General features: G+C 71.7%; 21 protein-coding genes and 1 pseudogene. 7 read left to right on the forward strand and 15 right to left on the reverse strand.

Features of this window, described 5'->3' with window-relative positions:
* The first annotated feature begins 139 nt into the window (after nucleotides 1–139).
* A pseudogene (locus tag ACLJN9_RS27265) lies at nucleotides 140–552 on the forward strand (RidA family protein).
* A gap of 1 nt (nucleotide 553) precedes the next feature.
* Nucleotides 554–1,450: a GNAT family N-acetyltransferase gene (locus ACLJN9_RS27270; protein ID WP_410814476.1), complete on the forward strand. Its 897-nt coding sequence runs from the start codon at nucleotides 554–556 to the stop codon at nucleotides 1,448–1,450.
* On the opposite strand, the gene ACLJN9_RS27275 is transcribed toward ACLJN9_RS27270, so the two are convergent.
* The gene (locus ACLJN9_RS27275) at nucleotides 1,451–1,723 is read right to left on the reverse strand and encodes a hypothetical protein (protein WP_410814477.1); all 273 of its coding nucleotides are present in this window, start codon (nucleotides 1,721–1,723) and stop codon (nucleotides 1,451–1,453) included.
* Nucleotides 1,720–2,025: a hypothetical protein gene (locus ACLJN9_RS27280; RefSeq protein ID WP_410814478.1), complete on the reverse strand. Its 306-nt coding sequence runs from the start codon at nucleotides 2,023–2,025 to the stop codon at nucleotides 1,720–1,722. Before ACLJN9_RS27280 ends, ACLJN9_RS27275 begins: the two co-directional genes overlap by 4 nt.
* Nucleotides 2,026–2,224: 199 nt before the next feature.
* Between ACLJN9_RS27280 and ACLJN9_RS27285 the strand changes: the two genes are divergently transcribed.
* Nucleotides 2,225–3,028: a helix-turn-helix domain-containing protein gene (locus ACLJN9_RS27285; RefSeq protein WP_410814479.1), complete on the forward strand. Its 804-nt coding sequence runs from the start codon at nucleotides 2,225–2,227 to the stop codon at nucleotides 3,026–3,028.
* A complete protein-coding gene (locus ACLJN9_RS27290; RefSeq protein ID WP_410814480.1) occupies nucleotides 3,019–3,210 on the forward strand; it encodes a DUF397 domain-containing protein in 192 nt (63 codons plus the stop codon). The genes ACLJN9_RS27285 and ACLJN9_RS27290 overlap by 10 nt, the downstream gene beginning before the upstream one ends.
* A gap of 68 nt (nucleotides 3,211–3,278) precedes the next feature.
* Here ACLJN9_RS27290 and ACLJN9_RS27295 read toward each other — a convergent pair whose 3' ends face one another.
* Both ACLJN9_RS27295 and ACLJN9_RS27300 read right to left on the reverse strand, forming a co-directional pair.
* A complete protein-coding gene (locus ACLJN9_RS27295) occupies nucleotides 3,279–3,800 on the reverse strand; it encodes an O-acetyl-ADP-ribose deacetylase (protein ID WP_410814481.1) in 522 nt (173 codons plus the stop codon).
* Nucleotide 3,801: 1 nt separating this feature from the next.
* The gene (locus ACLJN9_RS27300; RefSeq protein WP_410814482.1) at nucleotides 3,802–4,593 is read right to left on the reverse strand and encodes an EI24 domain-containing protein; all 792 of its coding nucleotides are present in this window, start codon (nucleotides 4,591–4,593) and stop codon (nucleotides 3,802–3,804) included.
* 73 nt (nucleotides 4,594–4,666) lie between these two features.
* Here ACLJN9_RS27300 and ACLJN9_RS27305 point away from each other — a divergent pair, with 73 nt between their 5' ends.
* A complete protein-coding gene (locus ACLJN9_RS27305) occupies nucleotides 4,667–5,650 on the forward strand; it encodes a helix-turn-helix transcriptional regulator (protein WP_410814483.1) in 984 nt (327 codons plus the stop codon).
* A 12-nt stretch (nucleotides 5,651–5,662) separates the two neighbouring features.
* Here ACLJN9_RS27305 and ACLJN9_RS27310 read toward each other — a convergent pair whose 3' ends face one another.
* On the reverse strand, nucleotides 5,663–6,577 hold the full coding sequence (locus ACLJN9_RS27310; protein WP_410814484.1) for an SDR family oxidoreductase: 915 nt from the start codon (nucleotides 6,575–6,577) through the stop codon (nucleotides 5,663–5,665).
* A gap of 80 nt (nucleotides 6,578–6,657) precedes the next feature.
* Nucleotides 6,658–7,107 carry a VOC family protein gene (locus ACLJN9_RS27315; RefSeq protein ID WP_410814485.1) on the reverse strand — a complete coding sequence of 150 codons (450 nt, stop codon included), beginning with the start codon at nucleotides 7,105–7,107 and terminating at the stop codon, nucleotides 6,658–6,660.
* A gap of 69 nt (nucleotides 7,108–7,176) precedes the next feature.
* On the opposite strand from ACLJN9_RS27315, the gene ACLJN9_RS27320 reads away from it, so the two are divergent.
* The gene (locus ACLJN9_RS27320; RefSeq protein ID WP_410814486.1) at nucleotides 7,177–7,800 is read left to right on the forward strand and encodes a CGNR zinc finger domain-containing protein; all 624 of its coding nucleotides are present in this window, start codon (nucleotides 7,177–7,179) and stop codon (nucleotides 7,798–7,800) included.
* A gap of 21 nt (nucleotides 7,801–7,821) precedes the next feature.
* On the opposite strand, the gene ACLJN9_RS27325 is transcribed toward ACLJN9_RS27320, so the two are convergent.
* The 5 genes from ACLJN9_RS27325 to ACLJN9_RS27345 form a co-directional block, all read right to left on the reverse strand.
* Complete coding sequence (locus ACLJN9_RS27325) at nucleotides 7,822–8,559, reverse strand: alanyl-tRNA editing protein (RefSeq protein WP_410814487.1); 738 nt, start codon at nucleotides 8,557–8,559, stop codon at nucleotides 7,822–7,824.
* Nucleotides 8,560–8,570: 11 nt separating this feature from the next.
* Nucleotides 8,571–9,458 (reverse strand): alpha/beta fold hydrolase, encoded by an 888-nt coding sequence (locus tag ACLJN9_RS27330; protein ID WP_410814488.1) that lies wholly within the window; start codon nucleotides 9,456–9,458, stop codon nucleotides 8,571–8,573.
* Nucleotides 9,455–9,769, reverse strand: a complete 315-nt coding sequence (locus ACLJN9_RS27335) for a DUF2516 family protein (RefSeq protein WP_410814489.1) — start codon at nucleotides 9,767–9,769, stop codon at nucleotides 9,455–9,457. The genes ACLJN9_RS27330 and ACLJN9_RS27335 overlap by 4 nt, the downstream gene beginning before the upstream one ends.
* A 71-nt stretch (nucleotides 9,770–9,840) precedes the next feature.
* Nucleotides 9,841–10,509: a hypothetical protein gene (locus ACLJN9_RS27340; RefSeq protein WP_410814490.1), complete on the reverse strand. Its 669-nt coding sequence runs from the start codon at nucleotides 10,507–10,509 to the stop codon at nucleotides 9,841–9,843.
* A complete protein-coding gene (locus ACLJN9_RS27345) occupies nucleotides 10,506–11,093 on the reverse strand; it encodes a helix-turn-helix domain-containing protein (RefSeq protein WP_410814491.1) in 588 nt (195 codons plus the stop codon). Before ACLJN9_RS27345 ends, ACLJN9_RS27340 begins: the two co-directional genes overlap by 4 nt.
* A gap of 112 nt (nucleotides 11,094–11,205) precedes the next feature.
* On the opposite strand from ACLJN9_RS27345, the gene ACLJN9_RS27350 reads away from it, so the two are divergent.
* Nucleotides 11,206–12,003, forward strand: a complete 798-nt coding sequence (locus ACLJN9_RS27350; RefSeq protein ID WP_410814492.1) for an alpha/beta fold hydrolase — start codon at nucleotides 11,206–11,208, stop codon at nucleotides 12,001–12,003.
* Nucleotides 12,004–12,138: 135 nt separating this feature from the next.
* Here ACLJN9_RS27350 and ACLJN9_RS27355 read toward each other — a convergent pair whose 3' ends face one another.
* The 4 genes from ACLJN9_RS27355 to ACLJN9_RS27370 form a co-directional block, all read right to left on the reverse strand.
* A complete protein-coding gene (locus ACLJN9_RS27355) occupies nucleotides 12,139–13,098 on the reverse strand; it encodes an asparaginase (protein WP_410814493.1) in 960 nt (319 codons plus the stop codon).
* 94 nt (nucleotides 13,099–13,192) lie between these two features.
* Nucleotides 13,193–14,020 (reverse strand): 3-keto-5-aminohexanoate cleavage protein, encoded by an 828-nt coding sequence (locus tag ACLJN9_RS27360; protein ID WP_410814494.1) that lies wholly within the window; start codon nucleotides 14,018–14,020, stop codon nucleotides 13,193–13,195.
* A gap of 23 nt (nucleotides 14,021–14,043) precedes the next feature.
* The gene (locus tag ACLJN9_RS27365) at nucleotides 14,044–15,156 is read right to left on the reverse strand and encodes a YgfZ/GcvT domain-containing protein (protein ID WP_410814495.1); all 1,113 of its coding nucleotides are present in this window, start codon (nucleotides 15,154–15,156) and stop codon (nucleotides 14,044–14,046) included.
* Entirely contained in the window at nucleotides 15,153–15,581 is a 429-nt protein-coding gene (locus tag ACLJN9_RS27370) for a Fur family transcriptional regulator (protein ID WP_410814496.1), read from the reverse strand. Before ACLJN9_RS27370 ends, ACLJN9_RS27365 begins: the two co-directional genes overlap by 4 nt.
* Nucleotides 15,582–15,655 lie beyond the last annotated feature (74 nt).

Genomic DNA, 15,655 nt, shown 5'->3' on the forward strand with positions numbered 1-15,655 from the left:
AGATCCGCACTACTTCAGGGTTTTAGTGGCCTCAGGGCGTCATGAGGCCACTAAAACCCTGAAACTGCTGCCTCTCGGCCCGCCGGGTGGGGCCGTTATTGCGTCGCTCCGGCGGGCGATCGTCGTTAACCTCGCCGGCATGCCGGATGCTGTCGCGCTGCTGCACGTGCCCGCCCTGTCCAACGTCGCCGAGTACGCCTACGCGGCCACCGTCGAGCCGCCCGCCCGGCTGGTGTTCACCGCCGGCGCCTGCCCGTTGAACGCCGAGGGACGTACCGTCGCGCCGGGCGACCATGCCGCGCAGGCACGGCAGGTGATGACGAACCTCAAGACCGCCCTCGCGGCGGCCGGCGCCACCCCACCGACGTGGTCAAGACCACCGTCTACGTGGCGTCGTCCCGGCAGGCCGAGCTGGTGACCGTCTGGGAGGTGGTGCGGGACTTCTTCGGCGACCACGACCCACCCAGCACCCTGCTCGGGGTCACCGTGCTCGGCTACCCCGACCAACTCGTCGAGGTCGAGGCCGTCGCCGCCGTACGGACGGGGGCCTGACATGCGCATTCGCGTGGCACGTCCAGACGATGCCCCAGCCGTGGTGGCACTGCGGACAATGGTTTTTCCGTACCTGGTGCGCGGTGTCGAATCGACCTCGAAGATGATCGCTGAGCCAGTACCGGGGAGGGGGTGGGCGGCCTTCGTGGCCGAGGTCGACGACCAGGTCGTGGGTTGGGTGACGGCGCAACGCAACGCTTCGACCTCGACGGCGGACTTCGGTGACATCTCCCTGCTGCACGTGCACCCCGACCATCGGCACCGCGGGATCGGCACCGCGCTGCTGGCGACCGCTACAGGTCACCTCGCCCCGCTGGGGATCCGCCGGCTCCGCGCCTTCGCGCAGCCCGAAGCGCTGCCGTTCGCCCGTCGGCACGGCTTCGAACCCAGCCGCGAACTGCGCTACTCGGCGCTCGACCTGAACGCGGCACCCGCGCCACCCGATCCGCCGCCGGGCGTGCGGCTGCGCCCGATCGAAAACCTGGATCCACACCTGCTGCACGCGGCGGACGTGGCCTCGGCGATGGACGAACCTGGCGACGTACCGGTCGACGCGGTCAGCTACGAGACCTGGCAGTACGACGTGTGGGACAACCTCGGCCTGGACAAGACGGCCAGCACCGCCGCCGAGGTCGACGGCGAGGTGGCCGCCTTCAGCCTGGTGAAGCGTGACGGAGACCGCATGTGGTCGGACTACACCGGCACCATTCCGGCGTACCGCGGACGAGGGCTGGCCCGGCTGGCCAAGACGGTGGCGCTGCACCGGGCCGCCGCGAACGGTGTGCGCGTCGCGTACACCTCGAACGACGAGGCGAACGGGCCGATGCTCGCGATCAACGCCCGACTGGGCTACCGACCGGTGGCGGCCCAGTGGTCCTGCCTGGCCGACCTGACCTGATCAGCGGTGAGCCCGGCGCGGTCGACGGGCCAGGGACAGCCACCCGAGGAATCGGGAGTGCATCACCGCGAGATCCGGGCGACCTCCCAGTCCGTACACGTCGTCGACGGCCTCCTGCATCGAGGAGGCCAGGTAGAACGCCAGCGCGATCGAGTGACCGTAGAACTCTGCCGCAAGGTCAAGTTGGGCCGGAGCGCACGGCCAGGGTGCGGCGCAGTTGCGACACAGCCACGCGGGTCGCATCGGCAGGTGCGGCCGGGGTCGGGCGCTCATCCGACCCGCACCGGTCCACGTCGTACCGCCCGACGGGTCGTCGGCCGGACGGTCGGTACCGGAGTGTCCTGCCAGATCAGCCCGGCCATCTGGACGAAGAGTGACCGCCGGACGATCGCCTCACCCCTCGGGCTCAGCTCGTAGCCCTCAACCCAGAGCCAGCCGTCATAGGTCACCCAGCCCGGAAGCCGGATCACGCGGACGTAGATCGGCCGGAGAAACTGCACACTCGCGGCGCGGGTCAGGTAAAGGACGTCGCCGGCCTTCACCTTCCGCGCGGACGCTGGCTCATTCTCGGGCATGGGTTCTCCCTATGGGCAGATCCAAAGGGGACCGTCCCGGCGAGTTCTCCGGAAGCGGTCCTGCTCGTGGAACTCTTCTCGGTAACCGCCTAATCTCGATAGCGAATCGGCCCTGGTGGAGCGACACCGGCGGATACGGAGCCGCCAGTGAGGGGCGGCGAGGGGCCAGTGTCGACAGGTTGGGGGAGGGTTGGGGATCGTGAGCATCACGGCGGCGGAAATCCTGCTCGACGAGCTGCGCCATGCGCGGACGGCCCGCGGAATGAATCAGGACGATTTCGGCAGGTTCATCAGCTACTCCGGTACTCACGTCAGTGCCGTAGAGACCGGCACCCGCCCACCCACCAGCGATTACGTAGCAGCTATCGACAAGGCTCTGAAGACTGGCGGGATCTTCGTGCGGCTACTCGAACGGCTTGCCGCACTCGACATGGCTCCTTTGTGGCTGCGGGAGTGGATCACCTTCGAGGAGCAGGCGAAGGCCCTGAGGTGGTACGAGCCAGCCTTCGTACCAGGGCTTCTTCAGACCGAGACCTACGCACGGGCGACACTTCAAGCCGGCGGGCTTCTCAGTGCTGAACAAACCACGCGTCGAGTCCGGTCGCGGATGGACCGGCAAGCGGTGCTTGATCGCGAGAACCCGCCTCACGTGGTGATCGTGCTTGATGCGGCAGTGCTTCGACGGACCGTGAACGACGACCGTGCGCTGATACGTGAACAGCTCGAACACCTCACGGCCGTCGCCGAGCTGCCGCACGTGCAAATTCATGTCGTGCCGGACGATGCCGGGCTCTACCCTGGCCTCCAAGGCGGGTTCATCCTCGCCACGATGCCCGACGACACGGTCCTCGGGCATACCGATTACCAGGTGCGATCGCAGACCGTCAGTGGCCGGGGCGAGATTGCTACGCTCCAAAAGACGTGGGAGGCCGTCCTCAGGGACGCACTGCCCCGCAGACCCTCTCTAGATTTGATCAAGGAAGCGGCGAAGACATGGACCTGACCGACGCCCGTTGGCGCAAGTCGACGAAGTCCGGGACGAACGGTGGCAACTGTGTCGAGGTCGCCGACAACCTACCCGGCGTCGTGCTGGTCCGTGACACCAAGGACCGTAACGGCGGAACCCTGACCTTCGGGCCGGCAGCCTGGCGTGCCTTCCTCGCGGAGTTCCCCGAGCGGTCGTAACCGGCCCCTGGCCGCTCGGTACGGCCCGTCTCGACGCCAGCCCCACCCGGCGTAGAGACTCGGTGGTCCTACGCCACGCTGTTGTCGGAGACCTGGCGGGCGGTGGCGTGGGTGCCGGCATCGAAGAGCACCAGGCGCGCTTCGCTGACGGCGGTCGGCGTGGCCGAGCGCAGCACCGACAGCGCCTGCCGCACCGCGTCGTCGATCGGCCAGCCGTAGATGCCGGCCGAGATCAGCGGGAACGCCACGGTGGTCGCGCCCAGGTCGTCGGCCACCCGCAGGCTGTTGGCGTAGCAGTCGCGCAGCAGCGCCGACCGGTCCTCGGTGCCCGACCAGACCGGCCCGACGGTGTGGATCACCCAGCGGGCCGGCAGCTCACCGGCCGTGGTCGCCACCGCCTGCCCGGTGGGCAGCCCTCGGCCGTACCGGGACGCCCGCAGCTCCCGGCACTCGGCCAGGATGGCCGGACCGCCACGGCGGTGGATGGCGCCGTCGACCCCTCCGCCGCCGAGAAGGGACGAGTTCGCGGCGTTCACGATCGCGTCCACCCGCTGGGAGGTGATGTCCCCCTCGACCAGGGTTATCTCCATGTCAGTGCTCCTCGATCGGCTGGCCGAGCGAGCGGCGGGCCAGCAGCGTGGCGCCGGCCACCGCAGCCGGCATGACCAGTACGGCACCGAGCGGGATCAGGAAGCAGAGGAAGACCGCCACTCCGAAGCCCAACGCCGTGGGCCGGTCGGCCTTGAGGATCGACCGGCGCTGCGGCAGCCGCATACCGCGCCGGTAGAACGGCGCGCCGACCAGCTCCACGGCGAGGAACCAGCCACCGACCGCCGCCCCGATCACCGGAACCACCGTCTGGCCGACCACCGGGATGAAGCCGGCGACGAAGAGCGGGATGCCGACCAGGGCGGAGAGCGCCACCAGGCGTACCGAGTCGGCGAGGCTGCGACGCAGCGACGACCAGAAGGGCACCTCCACCGCACCCGGGGTGCCGCCGAGCCGCTCCTCCACCCGCTCGGAGATCTTCTCGTAGAACGGATCGCCGATCACCAGGGTCACCGCGGTGAAGGTGACCACGCCGAGCAGGCCACCGAGCCCCAGGACGGCCAGCCCGGCGATCACCCGGACCAGGCTGCGGGCGGTGGTCGACCAGCCGTCCGCGAACGGGGTCACCAGGGCTGCGATGTCGTCCACGAAGTACACCAGGGCGGCGATCGCGCCCACGAAGAGCACACCGGAGATCAGCGCCGGCACGATGCCGAGCAGCATCAGCCGTGGGCTCCGGACGTACAGCCCGAACCCGCGCAAAAGCAGCCGGACCCCCGCGAAGAAGCGTCCGACGACCCCGGTCACCGGGCTGGCAATTCTGCTGACGTCCACGATCGAGCAGCCTAGCGATCACCGCGAAGCACCGCCGGGCGGCGCGGCGAGCGGGGCCGGGCAGGATGGACGGGTGCGCGCCTCCCGACTGATCTCGTTGCTGTTGCTGTTGCAGGCGCGCGGGTCGATGACCGCGGGCGAGCTGTCCCGGGCGCTGGAGGTCTCCGAGCGGACGGTGTACCGGGACGTGGTGGCGCTTTCGGCCGCCGGGGTGCCGGTCTACGCCGACCGGGGCCGGGCCGGCGGTTACCGACTGCTCGGCGGCTACCGGACCCGGCTGACCGGGTTGACCCGGGACGAGGCGGAGGCGCTCTTCCTCGCCGGCCTCCCCGGGCCGGCCGCCGACATGGGGCTCGCCGACGCGGTGGCCGCCGCCGAGTTGAAGGTGCTCGCCGCGCTACCGCCCGCGCTGCGAGACGCGCCGGCCCGTGCCGGGCAGCGGTTCCACCTGGACGTGCCGGGCTGGTTTCGGGAGACCGGCCCGCCGCCGTGGCTGGCCGAGTTGGCCCGGGCGGTCTGGCGGGACCGGGTGGTGCAGCTGCGCTACCGACGCGGCGACGGGGAGGTGACCCGCCGGCTGTGGCCATACGGGCTGGTGCTCAAGAACGGGGTCTGGTACCTGGTGGGCCGGGTCGGCGATGACACCCGCATCTACCGGGTGGACCGGGTGACCGGGGTCGAGGTGGGCGAGGAGGGCTTCGACCGGGACGAGGACTTCGACCTGGCCGGTTACTGGCGCGAGCAGGCCGGCTCGTTCCTGCGGAACATGCTGCGCGCGGAGGTCACCGTCCGGCTCAGCCCGGCCGGCCTGCGCCAGCTCCGACACGTGGTGGACGCCCCCTTTGTGTACGAGGAGCTGCTGGTCGCCGCCGGCCACCCCGACGAGCAGGGCTGGGTGGTGACCCGGCTCCCGGTCGAGTCGGTGCTGGTCGCGTACACCCAACTGCTGGCGCTGGGTCCCGAGGTGGAGGCGCTCCACCCGCCGGAGCTGCGCGAACGCCTGGCGGATGCGGCGCGCCGGGCCACCGCGCGCTACGCCGGCCCGGCCCGTCCGTGACGACCGCGCGGGTCAGCGGTAGCCGGTGACGTCGGCCGGCCGACCTGCGTCGACCACCTCGACGATGTACCGGAACGCCTCCGGCTGGCTGCCGTCGACATCGGTGAACCCGTACACCTTGGACAGCGTGCCGGCATCGACGGACCTGCCGTTCCAGCGGGCCTTCTCCTCGTCGGCGGCGAGCGCGGCGACCGCGCGGCCGACGAAGGCCGGCGTCTCCGAGATGAGGAAGTGCGGGTCGGTGGCCGCCCCGTCGCGCCAGTTGTCCTCGGTCACGCCGAAGTGCTCGAGCATGGCCTCGGAGCGGAGCCAGCCGGGGCTGAGGGCGACGGCGGTGCCCCCGTGCGGCTTCAACTCGTGCGCCTGGGTGAACGCCAGCCGGTTGACCGAGGTCTTGGCCAGGTCGTAGAAGACCGAGATCCGGTAGTTGTCGTCGTTGTACGCCTTCGTGCCGTCGCCGATCTCCACGACCAGGCCACCGGGCCTGCGGATCAGCAGCGGCAGCGCGAAGTGGCTGGTGATGATGTGCGTGTCGACCGCCAGCCGCAGGGTGCGGAACCCAGCGTCCAGCGGCTGCTCCCAGACCGGCTTGTCCCACGTGACCAGCGGGTCGCCACCCCAGATGTCGTTGACCAGCACGTCGAGGCGGCCCTGCTCGGTGTCGATCCGGGCGACCAGGTCGCGCACCTGCCCGGGCACGAGGTGATCGACCTGGACGGCGATGCCGGTGCCGCCCGCTGCCGTGACCAGCTCGGCGGTCTCCTCGATGGTCTCCGGCCGGCCCATCTCCGAGCGGCCGGCACGGCTGCTGCGGCCGGTGGCGTACACGGTGGCCCCGGCGGCGCCGAGCTGGACCGCGATCTGCCGACCGGCGCCCCGGGTGGCGCCGGCGACGAGCGCGATCTTTCCTGTCAGCGGTGGTGTCATGCCTGCGACGGTGTCAGCAATACCTGACAGGTGCCGTCCGAATTCACCGACCGGCCTGGTCCCTCAGGTCTGCCGACGTGTCACTGCACGTCGAACTCGTTGCCCTCCGGGTCGACCATTGCGGTGAACACGCTGCCCGGCTCGTCGACCTCGCGCAGCACGGTGGCGCCGAGCCCGACCAGCCGCCGCACCGTCGCCTCCCGCTGATCCGGGCCGGCGTGCAGGTCGACGTGCAGCCGGTTCTTGACCTGTTTGGGCTCCGGCACGGCCTGGAACAGCAGCCGGCGGCCGAGACCGATGCCGCTGACCGGCTGGACCGGGTCCTCCGGGTGGCGGATCGCCGCGAGATTGCGGAAGGCACGACGACCGTCGATCTCGACGTACGCGTCCGGCCCGATCGCGCCGGACGAGGCCAACTGCTCGATGAGGGCGCCGTTGTCCTCGATCTCGTATTCGAGCGCAGCCGCCCAGAACCGGGCCAGCGCGATCGGCTCCGCGCTGTCGACGACGAGCTTCCATGCCAGGGCCATCGGATCTCCTCACCTTTCCCGGTGACCCGCGCCCTGCGGATCAGTCCTGTAACCGTTTATAGTGGTTACGTGACCGACGTCGCAAGTGGAATCGCCCTGGTGTCGCTGAGAGGGACCCGTTTCCTCTTCGATCCCGGCGCGCTCTGCCTGGAGTTCCTCACCACCGGCGGGCCGGGCATCGGCGCTCGCTACGAGGTGCTGCACCGTCCCGCGGATCTCGCCGAATGGCTGTCGCGGTCCCGGCTGCGTCTGGACGCCGCGCGGGTCGATGTCGGCCCGACGGAGCTGGCCACCGCACGACGACTGCGGGACGCGCTGTGGCGACTGGTCTGCGCCCGTACCGGCACCCGGCCACCGGCCAGCACACCCAGCGACTTCGACGCCACACCCGACGACCTCGACACCCTCAACGAGGCGGCGGCCGCCGCACCGCTGGCACCCCGACTCGACCCGGACGGCACTCGGCACTGGGCGCTGCCCGCCAGCGGCCAGCAGGCCCTGGCCTGCATCGCCCGGGACGCGATCGACCTGTTCAGCGGGCCGTACGCCGACCGGATCCGGGAGTGCGAGGCGCACAACTGCTACCTGGTCTTCGTGGACACCTCGCGCCCCGGGCGACGCCGCTGGTGCACGATGGAGCGCTGCGGCAACCGGCACAAGGCCCGGTCACTGCGTGCCCGCCGGGACGCCTAGCCCAGCGAGCGACAGCACCACTCAGTCCACGAGGCGGACGCGGACCCGGCGATTGGCCCGACCCTTGCTCTCCACCTTGACCACCTGCACCTTGCCGATCTGGGCGGTCGACGCCACGTGGGTGCCACCGTCGGCCTGCACGTCCAGCCCCACGATGTCGACGATCCGGACCTCCTGCTCGTCCGGCGGGATCAGGTTGGACTGGGTGCGGATGATGTCCGGCAGGGCCAGCGCCTCGACGCGGGGCAGCACCCGGACGGCGACCGAACGGTCGGCGGCCACCTCGGCGTTGACCAGCCCCTCGATCCGGCTCTTGAAGTCCGTCGGCACCTCGGGCAGGTTGAAGTCCATCCTGGCCTCACCCACGTCCATCGAGTTTCCGGTGACGAGTGCGCCGAAGTCGCGGAACACCACCCCGCAGAGCACGTGCAGGCCCGAGTGGGTGCGCATCAGGCGGGTGCGGCGCTCGTCCTCCACCGCGCCGGTCACCTCGGTGCCAACCGGCGGCAGCGGATCACCCTCGGCGGGGATCAGGTACGGGTCGTCACCCTTGCGGGTGCCGACGATCCGGGTCTGAACGCCCTGCCAGAGCAGCACTCCGTGGTCCGGTGGCTGCCCGCCGCCACCCGGGTAGAACGCCGAGCGGTCCAGCACGATGCCCTGCTCCGGGTCGGCGTGCAGGACCGTGCAGGTCCACTCGCGCAGGGTCGGGTCGGCGAGGTCGAGCCGGTGCGTTCGGCCGTGCTGTGTGACGCCCATGACCGGGCACGTTACTCGTTGAGGAAGCTGGACACGCGCTCCCGCAGGTCGGCGCGTTCGGTCCAGAGCACGCCGGGTCGGTCGTACACGTGCAGGGTTGCCCGGGGCAACGCGGCGGCGAGTTGCTCGGCGACCTCGACCGGATGCAGGTCGTCGCCGGCACAGCCGATCACCAGCGCTGGCGCGGTGACCGCCGACAGGGCTGAGCCGTCGCGCAGCGGCGCCTGCTCCGCGAGGGTGGCCAGACCGTCGGCCAGACCGTCGCGGAGCAGTTGGTCGAGCCGCTGCCGCAGGTACGCCCAGCCGGCCGGGGTGTTGCGGACCGCCGTCGGCAGCTCCAGCGAGACGACGTCGGCGACCGCCGAGGCGTCACCACTTCCCACCGCCTCCAGCAGGTTCGTGACGCGGTCCTTGGCGACCGGGCCACGCGGCTGGTCGAGCACCGCCGGCAGGAAGAGGACCACCTTCTCGAAGCGATCCGGACTCTCGACGAGCAGACGGCAGAGCGCGCCAGCGCCGAGGCTCGCCCCGAACGCCCGGCTGGCGCCGCCCAGATCCGCGACGGCGCGCAGATCGCGGGCCAGGTCAAGATAGCTCCACGACCCGGCCGGCGCGTCGGAGCGGCCATGCCCCCGGAACTGGAAGAACACCTTGCGACCGGTCACCCCGCTGCCGAACGGGCGGGTGGTGGCGATGCCGTTACCCAGCCCGTGCGCGAAGACGGTGACCGGATCACCGGTGCCGGTGACCAGCCGCTCCAGCCGTACGCCGTGCGGGGTGGTGACCAGCTCGGTCTCCGGTTCCGGCAGGGCCGGCCGCCCGGTACGCGGACCACCCGGACCGGGCCCCCACGTGCGGGGGCCGCCGTCGGGTGGAGGTGGCCAGCGGAAACCTCTCACAGGAACCCTTTGCCGTCGCTCAGGTCGCGCAGGCCGACCCGGACGTCGAGCAGGTAGATGAGGCCGGCGGCGATGCCGATCAGTCCGAAGAGGCTGAGTGGACCGAAACCGAGCAGGGTCAGCACGAGGCAGACCGCCAGGATGGCGATCCAGCCACCCTTGGGCAGTGTTCCGATGGCGGGGAAGGCGTCGGCGCGCTGCGTGACGGCGTGCACCAGCGCGACACCCTGGATGATCAGCGCGAAGACGAGCAGGATCAACTCGATCACGGAGCGGACTTCGAACGCGAAGATCGGCGCGGCGTTGGCCATGCCGGCAAGTTTATGTCGACGACCCCGGCTACGTCCCACAAGGACGCCGCCGGGGTCGTCGGAAGCACGAACTACTCGGCTGCCGGGCGGGTTGCCTTGCTGGCCCGGGGCAGCTTCGCCGACGGGGTCGCGGCCGGCTTGGCGGCCTTCGGTGCCCGGGCGGCCTTCTTGACAGCGGCCGGCTTGGCCTCGGCGATCGCGGCGACCTCGATCGGGCTCGGCACCTCGGCCGAACTCGGCTCGGTCGCGGTGGTCACGGCCGGAGCGGTGATCGTGGTGGTGGTCGCGGCCGCAGCGGTGGCCGGCGTCACGGCCTGGGTGGCCTCGATGTCGGCGTTGACCGTCTCAGCGGCCTCCAGCACTCCGGCGCCGACGACCCGCTCACCGCGGGCGACCAGCGCGCCGTACGCGGCGTACGCCCGCTCGTGGGCGGCCTGGGCGCCGGCGACCGCCACGGCGGCGTTGCGAGTCGCGGCGGCCCGCAGCCTGTCGAGGTCGGCGACCTCACGGAGCCTGGTCAGGTCGGCCGACTCGCGGAGCTTGGTCAGATCCAACTCGGTGGCCTTCTGTCGCAGCTCGAAGCCGGTCAGCACGGCCCGACCACCCAGGTCGGCGACGACCCGGGTGCCGAGGACGGCGACCACGGCCGGCAGCTTGCGCAGCTGCTGGAGGGCCAGTTCACCGGCGCCGGCGGCGGCGTAGATCGGAGCGGGGATGCGGTTGGTCTTCGGCTCGGTCATGACGTCTCCTCCTCGGCCGCCTCGGCGGCCTTCCGGACCGCCGGACCGGCGGCCTTCTTCTCGGGGGTGCTGGTGCTGATCGGGGCGGGGGCGGAGCCCGCCTCGGTGACGGCGACCGACTCGAGCACGGCTTCGGTCGGGGTGCCGCCCGCGGTGGTGGGGCCGGTGGCGGCCAGGTTGGCCACGTCGGCCGGCTGGTCGGCGATGTCGGTGCCGTCGCCCTCGGCGCGGGCCTCGGCGAACCGGACGTTCTCCCGGCGGAAGGTCTCGTAGATCTGGCTGAGCGACTGCTTCTGGGCCATGGTCAGGTCGCCGTCCACCGCGATGGCGGCGAGCACACCGTGGCCCTCCTTGTCGTCGAGCAGCCCGGCCCGCAGGTACATCGCCGGGGTGGACACCCGCAGGGCGCTGGCCAGTTGCTGGAGCACCTCGGCGCTGGGCTTGCGAAGGCCACGCTCGATCTGACTGAGGTACGGGTTGCTGACCCCCGCCTGCTCGGCGAGCTGCCGCAGCGAGATCTTCGCGTTACGCCGCAGGTCGCGGATGAACCCGCCGACGTCGGAGAGGTCCTTCGGTGTGGCCATGACGCCGACGCTAGTCCGCCTTGCTAGCTCCTGCAAGCAAAACGCTAGCCAGAGTTAGCAAGGTCTCAGCACCCTGTTTGCGCGTCGCCCGCCCGATCCGTACCGTCCGACCGTGCACAAGATCACAGTCAACGGAGCAGTTCTCGCGTACGACGAGGCCGGCACCGGGTCGCCCGTCGTGTTGCTGCACGCCGGCATCGCCGACCGCCGGATGTGGCGTGGGCAGCTCACCGCGCTCGCCGCCCGACACCGGGTGATCGTTCCGGATCTGCGCGGCTACGGCGACTCCGAGCTGCCCTCGACCCCGTTCGCGCACCACGACGACGTGGCCGGCCTGCTGGACGCGCTCGACCTGCCGCGAGCCGCCCTGGTCGGCTGCTCCTTCGGCGGGTCGGTGGCCATCGACACCGCGCTGGCGCATCCGCACCGGGTCAGCGCGCTCGCCCTGTTCGACACGGCGGTCTCCGGCAACGAGTGGTCCGAGGAGGCCAACGACCTCTGGGACGACCTGGTCGGCGAGGTGGACCCGAACGACTTCACCGCCGGGGCGGCCGGGGAGGTGCGGTTCTGGGTGGTCGGCCCCGGCCGCCAACCGGAGGACGTCGACCCCGCGCTGCTCGCGTTCGCACAGGAGATGGATCAGCGCGCGCTCGCCGCCGAGTCGGCCCTGGGCGCGGTGGAGGTCGGCGAGCTGACCCCGCCCGCGATCGGCCGCCTCGGCGAGCTGCGAGTCCCCGTCCTGGTCACCGCCGGCGCCGCGGACGTGCCGGACATCCGCCGGCTCGCCGACCGGATCGCCGCCGAGGTGCCCGGCGCGGTACGGCTGCCCGACGTGCCGGACGCCGCGCACCTGCTGCCGCTGGAGCGTCCCGAGTCGGTCAACGCCGCCCTGCTCGACTTCCTGAGCTGACCCGCCCGGCGTCCCCAGAGCGCACGCCGAGGGTGTCGGGCTAACGAGTCTGATGCCTCAGCGGCATAAAAATGCCTCTGAGGCATCAGACTCATTCCCGAGCGGCCGTCCCGGACGGAAGGGACCATCCGCCGCTCACCAGAGCGGACGAACCGCGCCGACCGGGACGCCGCCGCCGAAGAGCGGCAGCTCGGCGTACTCGGCCAGCACCGGGGCGTCCACGCCGAGCCGGCGCAGCGCGGAGACCAGCACCGGCATCCGTGCCCGATCCGCCCCATCGTCGATCTTCAGTGCCACCGCGCCGACGCCCGGCAGTCCCACCGCGATCACGCCCTCGGCACCAACCTTCGCCAGCAGGCCCGGAACGCCGCGCATCAGCCGGGTGTCGTCGGCGCGGGTGCCGCCGACGATCTCCGGGTGGGCGCGCATGGCGTCGGCCACCGTACGCGGCACCGAACCGGGCTCGGCGTCGACCAGCCGAAGAAACGCCCCGGCCAGACCGGTCAGCGACACCGCGAGCACCGGCGCACCGCAGCCGTCCACTCCCACCGCGGCTGCCTGTTCACCGGTGAACTCCTCGATGGTCGCCTGCAACCGCTGCTGCAACGGGTGCTCCGGCCGCCAGTAGCCGTCCAACGGCCAACCGGCAGCCTGGCAGGTCAGCAGCATCCCGCTGTGCTTGCCGGAGCAGTTCATCTGCACGCGCGTCGGGCCGCCTCCCGAGCGCAGCACGGCTTCCCGGGCCGCAGCGCCGACCGGCAGGTCCGAAGGGCAGTGCAGGGCCGAGGCGTCCAGCCCGGCCCGCTCCAGCAGCGCGGCGACCCGGGCCAGGTGGAAGTCCTCACCGGCGTGGCTGGCCGAGACCAGCGCCAGGTCGGCCGGCTCGGTGAGCGGCAGGCCGGCGCGGAGCATCCCGATCGCCTGCATCGGCTTGCTGGCCGAGCGGGGGAAGATCGGTGCGGTCACGTCCCCGGCAGCGGCCACCGGCAGACCGGCGGCGTCCAGCACCACCACCGAGCCGCGGTGCGCGCCCTCCACGAAACCGGACCGGACCACCTCGGCGAGCGGCGCGCCGCCCTCGTACGTCTTGACCACGTGCTGGACGGTACCGACGGCGCCCGGGTCGCCTGCGGCGGGGTGACCAGGTCGTCCACCGCCCGGGTGACAGGGGCGTCGGAGAGGCCCGGCCTTACAGCCCGAGCAGCTCGCGAGCCTCGGCGGTGGTCAGCGGCGGACGCTGGGCGAGCTGGGCGAACCCGACCGCGCGGGCGACCAACTGCATGTTGGACTCCACCGGGCGACCCTTGGCGTACGTCACCGTGTCCTCCATGCCGACCCGCAGGTGCCCGCCGGTCGACAGCGAGGCCAGCATGACCGGGATCGTGCTGCGACCGACGCCGGTGGCCGAGAAGGTGGTGCCCTCCGGCAGGTCCCGCAGCATCCGGTGCGCCGCGACCAGCGTCTCGGTGGTGCCCGGCATGCCGCCCGGCACGCCCATCACGAAGTCGACGTGCACGTGCCCCCCGGCCGGCAGGCCGTACCTGCCGAGCAGGCGCTGCAACGCGGACAGGTGGCCCAGATCGAAGATCTCGTACTCCGGCACGATCCCGCGCTCCTGCATCCGGGTGTGCAGGTCGACGATGAACTCCCAGCGGTTGAGGAACACGTCGTCGCCGAAGTTGACCGTGCCCATGGTGCACGAGGCCATGTCCGGTTGCGCGTCGAGCACGGCCAGCCGGGACGCCTCCGGGTCGGTCACCGCGCCGCCGGAGGAGAGCTGCACGATCAGGTCGGTGCTCTCCCGGAGCGCGGCCACCGTCTCGCGCAGTCGCGCCGGGTCGAGGGTGGGTCGTGCCGCGTCGTCGCGGATGTGGACGTGGATCACGGCAGCGCCGAGCGCCGCACACTCCTTGGCGGTGAGCAGCAGCTCGTCGAGCGTCACCGGCAGCGCCGGCACCTCCGCCTTGGCCGACTCCGCGCCGGTCGGGGCCACCGTGATCAACGTCCCTGTCGTCATGCCGGCGATCCTAGACGGCCCCGTCAGGACGGGTCGATCGCCGCCGCGGTCTCGCCGATCAGCAGCGTGGCGTCCTCCGGAACGTTCCGCTTCACCACCGCCAGGGCGATCTGACCCAGCTCGTGGTGCAGCACGGCGGTGCCGACGAAGCCCACCGCCCGGCCGTCGAGCAGCACCGGCGTACCAGCGGTCGGTGGCTGGTCGGTGGTCACCCCGTCCAGGTGCAGCAGCACCAGACGACGTGGCGGCCGACCCATGTTGTGCACCCGGGCCACCGTCTCCTGCCCCCGGTAACAACCCTTGTCCAGGTGGACCGCCGGGCCGATCAGGTCCACCTCGGCCGGAATGGTCCGGTGGTCGGTGTCCACCCCGAGCCGGGGCCGCCGGGCGGCCACCCGGATCGCCTCGTACGCCCACAGCCCGGCGACCGGCACGCCCGCACCCCGCAGCTCCGCGACCACCTGCTCCATGGCGGTCCGGGGCACCAGCAGGTCCACCCCGAGCGGACCGCGGCGGGCCCAGCCGCCGATCGGCAGCGGCCGTACGTCGTACCGAACGGTCGCCCGCGGTGGCACGGCGCCGGCGGCGAACTTCGGACCCGGCACCGCGATCAGGTCCGGTGCGGCCAGCCCGGTCACGCCGAGCGTGCCCAGCGCGTCGGTCGCCGCCGGCCCGACCAGTGACAGCAGCGCCCGCTCGACGGTCGCGTCGCGCGGCTCGACCTTGCTGAAGAACCGCATCTTCTCCAGGTACGACAGCAGGCCGGCGGTCGCGCCCGGCTCGGTGTCCAGCCAGGTCGTCTCGCCGTCCTCCGCGACCACGGCGTGCTGCTCGACGTGCCCGTGCGGAGAGAGCACCAGCAGCTCGGTGCCCTCGTCGGCGGCCAGCGTCGCGAGGTGCTGCGAGGTGATCGTGTGCAGCCAGCCGGCCCGCTCCTCCCCCGGCACCGCGACGACGCCCCGGTGCGACCGGTCGACCAGGCCGACCTCGGTGTCCAGGACACGTTGCTCGCGCAGCGGGTCGCCGTAGTGCGCGGCCACCCCCCGCACCCCGGCCGCGACGTGCGCCGGGTCCGGCTGGTCTCGGCTGGCCTCGTCGATGCGCTCGACGGCCACCGCGCCCGCGATGTCGATCATTTCTGGTCCCCGTTCTGGCAGCGTTCGCAGACGCCGAAGAGTGACACGTGCCCGATGTCCACCTGGAACCCCCGCTGCGCGGCCAACTGGTCGGCGAGCGGGCGCAGCAGCTCCGGATCGATCTCGTCGATCGCGCCGCACTGCCGGCAGACCAGGTGGACGTGTTCGTGCTCACCGGCCGCGTGATAGGTGGGAGAGCCGTGCGAGAGGTGGGTGTGGGTCACCAGGCCGAGCCGTTCGAGCAGCTCGAGCGTGCGGTAGATGGTGGTGATGTTGACGCCGGCGGCGACCTCACGGACCGCGTTGTGCACCTGCTCCGGCGTGGCGTGGCCCAGATCGAGGACCGCCTGGAGGACAAGCTGCCGCTGGGCCGTCAGCCGCAGCCCACGGGCCCGGAGCATTTCCGCAAGGGAGGATTCGGACACCGTCCGATCATAGTTCGGCCACGATGCCGATCCCACGGCGTGACGGGCCGCCACTAGGCTCGACGGTCATGGCG

Source organism: Micromonospora sp. 067-2 (assembly GCF_046549295.1).
Lineage (GTDB): Bacteria > Actinomycetota > Actinomycetes > Mycobacteriales > Micromonosporaceae > Micromonospora.

Bases quoted from the DNA above. Each gene is read 5' to 3' on its own strand.
- ACLJN9_RS27270 (WP_410814476.1), top strand. From the start codon at position 554: ATGCGCATTCGCGTGGCACGTCCAGACGATGCCCCAGCCGTGGTGGCA.
- ACLJN9_RS27275 (WP_410814477.1), bottom strand. From the start codon at position 1,723: ATGAGCGCCCGACCCCGGCCGCACCTGCCGATGCGACCCGCGTGGCTG.
- ACLJN9_RS27280 (WP_410814478.1), bottom strand. From the start codon at position 2,025: ATGCCCGAGAATGAGCCAGCGTCCGCGCGGAAGGTGAAGGCCGGCGAC.
- ACLJN9_RS27290 (WP_410814480.1), top strand. From the start codon at position 3,019: ATGGACCTGACCGACGCCCGTTGGCGCAAGTCGACGAAGTCCGGGACG.
- ACLJN9_RS27295 (WP_410814481.1), bottom strand. From the start codon at position 3,800: ATGGAGATAACCCTGGTCGAGGGGGACATCACCTCCCAGCGGGTGGAC.
- ACLJN9_RS27310 (WP_410814484.1), bottom strand. From the start codon at position 6,577: ATGACACCACCGCTGACAGGAAAGATCGCGCTCGTCGCCGGCGCCACC.
- ACLJN9_RS27315 (WP_410814485.1), bottom strand. From the start codon at position 7,107: ATGGCCCTGGCATGGAAGCTCGTCGTCGACAGCGCGGAGCCGATCGCG.
- ACLJN9_RS27325 (WP_410814487.1), bottom strand. From the start codon at position 8,559: ATGGGCGTCACACAGCACGGCCGAACGCACCGGCTCGACCTCGCCGAC.
- ACLJN9_RS27335 (WP_410814489.1), bottom strand. From the start codon at position 9,769: ATGGCCAACGCCGCGCCGATCTTCGCGTTCGAAGTCCGCTCCGTGATC.
- ACLJN9_RS27340 (WP_410814490.1), bottom strand. From the start codon at position 10,509: ATGACCGAGCCGAAGACCAACCGCATCCCCGCTCCGATCTACGCCGCC.
- ACLJN9_RS27345 (WP_410814491.1), bottom strand. From the start codon at position 11,093: ATGGCCACACCGAAGGACCTCTCCGACGTCGGCGGGTTCATCCGCGAC.
- ACLJN9_RS27360 (WP_410814494.1), bottom strand. From the start codon at position 14,020: ATGACGACAGGGACGTTGATCACGGTGGCCCCGACCGGCGCGGAGTCG.
- ACLJN9_RS27365 (WP_410814495.1), bottom strand. From the start codon at position 15,156: ATGATCGACATCGCGGGCGCGGTGGCCGTCGAGCGCATCGACGAGGCC.